The sequence below is a fragment of the Propionispira raffinosivorans DSM 20765 genome (assembly GCF_000381065.1).
GTDB lineage: Bacteria > Bacillota > Negativicutes > Selenomonadales > Selenomonadaceae > Propionispira > Propionispira raffinosivorans.
The window spans coordinates 7,792-14,106 of the sequence record NZ_KB905885.1; the positions used below are offsets into that span (position 1 = coordinate 7,792).

General features: G+C 43.4%; 4 protein-coding genes. All 4 read right to left on the bottom strand.

The genetic code is table 11. The annotated features are described in order from the left end of the window. A partial coding sequence (locus F606_RS21810; RefSeq protein ID WP_033368732.1) for a two-partner secretion domain-containing protein occupies window positions 1-2,960 on the bottom strand: 2,960 nt, incomplete at its 3' end. A 50-nt stretch (window positions 2,961-3,010) separates the two neighbouring features. Continuing rightward, the gene (locus tag F606_RS0119795; RefSeq protein ID WP_143063183.1) at window positions 3,011-4,687 is read right to left on the bottom strand and encodes a ShlB/FhaC/HecB family hemolysin secretion/activation protein; all 1,677 of its coding nucleotides are present in this window, start codon (window positions 4,685-4,687) and stop codon (window positions 3,011-3,013) included. Further along, complete coding sequence (locus F606_RS0119800) at window positions 4,669-5,019, bottom strand: hypothetical protein (RefSeq protein WP_019555618.1); 351 nt, start codon at window positions 5,017-5,019, stop codon at window positions 4,669-4,671. Before F606_RS0119800 ends, F606_RS0119795 begins: the two co-directional genes overlap by 19 nt. A 530-nt stretch (window positions 5,020-5,549) precedes the next feature. Further along, on the bottom strand, window positions 5,550-6,315 hold a 766-nt coding region (locus F606_RS0119810; protein WP_019555088.1), incomplete at its 5' end, for a transposase.

Genomic DNA, 6,315 nt, shown 5'->3' on the forward strand with positions numbered 1-6,315 from the left:
GTATTATCCAAGCTGCCTTGTGAGGTAAGTTTCATATCATTTGTACCATTCTGCTGGATACTACCGCCTCGATTGCTGATAGCCTGTGCGATAAGGGTTACTTGTTCTCCCGTGATTTGTCCGGCTGTACCATTCGCATTTTTGTCATTTTCCACAGTCCCTGCGGCATTCATGGTTACAATACCATTGGCTTGCAAAATGGCACCTGTATGATCGATATCTCCCTTGGTCGCCGTTAGCTGTGCGTTACCGCCGACAGCCGTTGTCGCTCCGCTTTGATCAATGGCTGTACCGGTTACAGTCAAGTTACCGCCTGCTAGATTTTTACCACTGGCCTGAATGGCGTTGGCTGCGGTTATGGTTAAATTCCCGGCTTGGCCTAAAGAACCATCATTTTGTATTCCTGCTCCGATTGTTCCGGTAGAGCTTACGCTTCCAGCTGTAATATTGCTATCTTTTCCTGAAAGCAAACTGCCGCTATTGGTCAACGCATTGGTTTTTACAGTAAGTGCTCCACTGCCTGCCAAATTATACAGCAAAGCACCGTTCGTATTATTAAGTGCTGTATTTGCTGTAATGTCAGCGACCTGATTCGTAATTATTTTTGCATTACTGCCGTCATTGGTAATTGTATCTGCCGTCAGCGTTAGTGCATCTGCTGCTACAGCACCGTTATTTTCTATAGTTTGCGCCGCCATGTTTAGCGCACTTCCGCTAATTTGTCCCTGATTGCGCAGCATACTGTTACTCGTAAGATTGACCGTGTTTCCCCCTGCCAATTTGGCACCGCTGGCATTGGTTATTGCAGCTGCCGTCACGGTTACGTTATGAACCCCGGTAATGCTGCCCTCCGAAGTAACGGTATCGGCGGCTATTGTTACATTGCGGTTCGCCGCAAAATCTCCACCTGCCAAATGGTGGATCGTTTTACTGGCGGTAAGGTTCATATCTCTTCCCGCCTGGGCACTGCCTCCGCCTTGTATAGTCTGCGCCGTCAGCGTGATATCTTGATTCGCTGCCAGTTTTCCATCTTTGTTATCTATACGATTTGCACGTATCAGTAGATTTTTCCCAGTACTGATACTGCCTGCCGTATTGCTTACGGCACCTGACGATACAGAAGATCCAATGGAAATATCCTGCTGCGCCGTTATTTTCCCATTTGTGTTATCTACATTACCTGTAACCGCCGCTGTTAAGCTGCCGCCGGAAATTACTTGGCCTACCGCATTCTTTAATTCAGTACTGGTCAGGTTGACATTTCCATTGCCACCGATCGTTCCTGCCGTATTATCGATTGCTTGCGTAGTTTGTACTGTCAAATCGCTGTTGTCCAGGCTAAGCAGACTGCCCTTGGTATTATTAACAGTTTGTGCTGCAACAAACAAATTTTTATCCGCTTGCATACTCCCCTGCTGATTCAGGAATTCGCCCTGAGCTTGTATATTGAGTGCTCCTTTTGTGAGAATCGTGCCCTGCGTATTATCTAAATCAGCCTGTGATGTAATATGAGTGTCATCCGTGCCTGTTTGTACAATCCGGCCCCCATGATTGCTAATATTACCTGCAGCAATACTCATTTGCCGAGCGGTTATTTGACCCGCCATACCATTTATAGCTTGGTCATTGATGAAAGCACCCGTCGTTGTTATGGTGACTTTATTATTGGTCTGCAAAGTACCACCTGTATGATTTATATCTCCTGCACTTGCAAGTAAGCCAATATCAAGACCTGCACTGCTTTTTCCTCCAGCTATATCAAGTGCGGCACCTTGAACCGTAAGATTGCCTGCCGCTATATTTTGTCCATTGATCGAGGCCGTCTTGTTTACCCGTAAGGTAAGGTCACCCGTATTTCCAACACTGCCATCCGTTTGTATCCCCGATCCGATCGTACCGCTCGACTGTGCGGCATCTGCGATAATGTTCATATTTTGTCCGGCAGTAAGTATGCCTGTATTGATCAGCATACCTTGGGCGTTAATCGTGGTGCTTTGCCGACTGCCTAAAGAACCTTGGTTCGTAATGCTGTCGTTTGATGTAAGTACCACGTTTCCGATAGCCGACGTACTACCCGCCATAATAATCTTACCGGTTTGATTTATCATCAGATCGTCGTTCAGTGCTGAGATCGTCCCCAGACTGTTGACACCTACGCCTTGAGCGGTGCCAATGAGGCTGATTTTACCAGCGTACATGCCTCCTAACTGCCCTACGTCTAGCGCTACGGGGGTCTGGGCATCATTGATTTTTTGTACAGCTAGATTGTTATAATCCACCTTATTATTTCCTGTAATTACATTGAGTTTTTTCGCCCACATTCCGGCGTTAACCTGTACGGACTGGCTGATTAAATCGACACGGTCTGCACGGCTGCCGTCAAGGCCGCTTCCTGCCACGGAAATTTGGCCGCCTGTTACACGAAAAGCCTCCAGACTGCCGCTGCCTCCGAAGAGGGGAGTACCGGTGGTAAGTGTTGTGCGACCAGCATTGATAAACCCAAAGCCATTACCGACAATTCCGTTTGGATTGGCAAGGATAAGGTCGGCTTTTGCGCCTGCTATTTCTGTATAGCCGCTCAGATAACTGCGCCCCGTCCCGGTCACTTCATTTAATATCAGTCTCGCACTGCCACCCGAGAGATTGGGGTTGCCTGCAATATATCCTGCCAGCTGTGTTTGTGTAATAACCCTGGCATTATTCAGGATGAGCCCACGTGAATCTACATTAAACTGCTGATAGTAGTTATGGGATATACCTGTTTCCGAGGGGGTTGCAATATGTACAATGGTTATACCATTCGCTGTTTTATCTACAATTGGCTGTTTATTTTTAGCAGCATTTGCATCAGCCACCACGTCAGCAGCGGCTGCCAAACAAGGCTGCAACAAGTAGAGACACAGGGTAAACCATGCCGTGTATTTTTTTAGTTTACGAAACCTATTACGAATATTACTCATAATCGATACCTCCTACCTTGTCTATCTATTAGCCATGACTAAAAACAACATTAGAGCTGATAGATGAGCTGAAACCCGATAGCCGGGGTGGCTGTCTGTATTTCCTTAGGTTGTTTTAGCGCCCAGGCACAAAAAATTTCATAGTTTACACCTTGGATCTGGCCGCGAAGCCCGATAGTCGTACCAGCCAGTGCCTTGCCAGAAAAAGATGCACTATCCGGTCCATGTACTTCACCATAGTCAAGGCCAACATAAACTTCCTGTTTACCTATAGGAACACTTAGTTCATTGCGCAAAAAGTATCCCTGTTCGGCAGCCAAGGTTTGCTCACCGTCAAAACCACGCACCGTATAACGATTGCCAATACTGAAATAGTCGACTGCATAGAGACGGCTATTGGTATCTTGCACCTGAAGGACTACGCTGTATTTCCCTTCTACCTTGCCAAGCATAACCGGTGTAGTATAATCGACCTCGGCTGTCCATAAGTTATAGCGAGTGGTTGGCGAGTCAGCCGCCGCCGCATCTGTCTGTGCTCCAAGCCAAGGGAGACCTCGTTTATAGGCTAGACGCCAATCGAGTACTTTTTTACCGAAATACTGGCGTCTCGTGATGGCCAGCTCTGCAGCTGTAGTATCCTTATGTTGTACATCAATTTCGGTACCCTCCGCATAGTTCCGGCTTTGTTTTTTAATTAATGAAAACTCTATATGCGTTTTGCTTGTCTGATCCCGATGAATGAGTTTAGCAATTTTAAATTCATTTGTGTAGCTATCCCCACTATAAAGTAAGTTTTGATTAATGGCTGCTATGGTTTGATGATAGTTGTGATGCTGCGTCAATAGCGTAAAGGTCCAGTTGCCACTTGGAAAGGAATAGTAAAGACTATAATCATCCGTTCCACGAAGGTTTTCTGAGCGATCCGCATCTTTATTAAATGACACATTAAACAGGTCATTGGCATTAAATGGATTGTCAAAAGCCATGGATATTGAAGATTGCAGTTTGCCCGTTGCTTTACTGCCTGAATCATCTAGCGAAAGTACATAACGGTTCGGCCTAGATTCTTTCATTTGGATGACAACATCACTTTCCCCCATCCGCTTACCGGGTATCAGCTTAAAGTCAGCATCCTGTGATGGAACTCGTTTTAACTGTTCAAGGCCTTGCTCCAAGTCGCGAAGGTTTAGAATATTTCCTGGTCTTGTCGGAAAAGCATTTTCCCAGTTTCCGCTATGCTGCACCTTGTCAAATCGAATTTGACTTATGATACCAGGAACAAGTACAAGCTGTAGTGTTCCATTGGAAAGGTCTTGTTCTGGAATGGCAACGCGAGTGGTAACATACCCCCGATTAATGAGTTCATTCGTTAATCGTTTGACAATGAGATTAATGCCTTCTTTACCAATCTGCTGATTTTTATATTTGTTTAGCATATCTTGCAGCCAGGGGAACTGTCCATCCCTGTCACCTTCCAGCATCAATGTATGAATAAGAAAACTTGGTGCTTCGGCTGGCAGGCGGTTGTCATTATCTTTAATCTGCTCCTGTTCTAGAAAGACATCCTTCTTTTGCTGCAAGTTTTGTCGTTGTGCCGCTGCTTCCCGCGAACGACGATTTAGTTCTTGATTATCACCAGGATGCGGTATTTCTGCCCAGGCCTGTGTATAAGGCAGCATGCATAGTACCACCAAAATCAAGACGACTTTTATCTTTGATAAGTGCACAAGGATGCTCCCTTCTTTCTTAAATCACTATAATACATTTTTTCCATTGAAACGATTGTTAAAGTTTTCACAATCATATGTATTCCTGTGATTCCTATTTTCTTGTTTCTAGATTGTTCGTTACCTTTCAGCTTACGACAACTCAATTTTTTTGTTGATTCTGCGGGTAAATCTAAAGAATTTCTCTGTTGGGACTGTCGTTGCAAAAAAACATGTTTTCCATAACTGTACTCTTTTTTTTCAGCAAAACAATAAGTATGTGTGCGACACGCTATCCTGTTAGCGATAGCTGACCACAAGAAAATGCATTGTTCCATCCTTGGCTTTTCCACTTTCTCACTCCTTTTTTATTGTGTGGGGTATGATGCAGCGGCTGATTGTTATCTGTCATCAGCCATGCCTTGATTATGCTATTTGATTCATTCCAATTATTGAAATTATTAAAATTCTACAAATTGGCAAAAAAAAATGACGTTATTTTTTATACCTAGTACTATCTTTCTAAAACCTCCACAAAAGCTGTTCCATGAAACTTAATACCTAGTATATTTCATAAGTCAGAATACAAATATACAATATTTATCTTTATTTATGGATAATAACATAAATCGAATCTGTAGACAATGAGTATTTAATCCTATAATCAATAAATTCAAAATCATCTGCTTATACTATTATTCTCAGAAAGCTGCTTTCAAAGTATCGGCTAAAAAAGGGGCTGTCGCATGAAGTGATTTTTCATTTCTGCGGCGACTTCTTTTTTCGGAACAAAACAATTTGATGTCATTTTTTATATTGAAGGATAAAAAAAGGCGCACGAAAACGGCCCACCTATTAATGGGTTTTTCGTACGTCTTTTCTTTTAGGCTGCGTTATTTACTGGGAATAGATATTGTCCTGATCGGCTGGACTGTATTTTATGATGCATTTTTCCTATATTATGTGCCATTGCCATCAACATACTTTCTACTAATGCATTTACTTTTCCCCGTCCAAGAAAACGTCTAAACTGTAGGTCGGCCTTTACATTTGCAAAGGTTCCTTCCGACTGAATGCTCCGATTCACCCGTAGTTCAATCCCTTTCTTTGACGTAATGCGTTCTAAATCTTCTGCCCGTTTCTGCTGGAAAATCTTTGAGATTTCAAAATGTTTGGTTCGTGTTTCTAAGGGCGTCTTGCTACGATTCCCATGAATGCACTGTGCTTTTAATGTGCAGTTGCTACAATTTTCACACGAATATTGCGTCTTCCATGTTTCATAGCCTGTTTTGGTTTTCTGTTTTCGTTCGCCGCTTACGCTGATTTTCTTACCATTGGCACAGACATAAAAATCTTTATCCGCATTGTATTCCATGTTTTCTCTACGACCAATGTCTTTCTGATATTTTCGCTGTTTGCTCATTTCATAGTTGTTCGGCTTGATATATGCTATTTGTCCACGCTGCTCAAGATACAGATAATTTTCCTCACTCTCATAGCCAGCATCTGCGATAATATTGAGATATTTTTGAGGGAAATGTGCCTCAAAATCTTGAAGAAACGGAAGAAGTGTCGTCGTATCTGTCGGCTGTGGGCCAACCGTCACCCACACCACATACTCGGCATCGATACCATACTGGATGTTATAT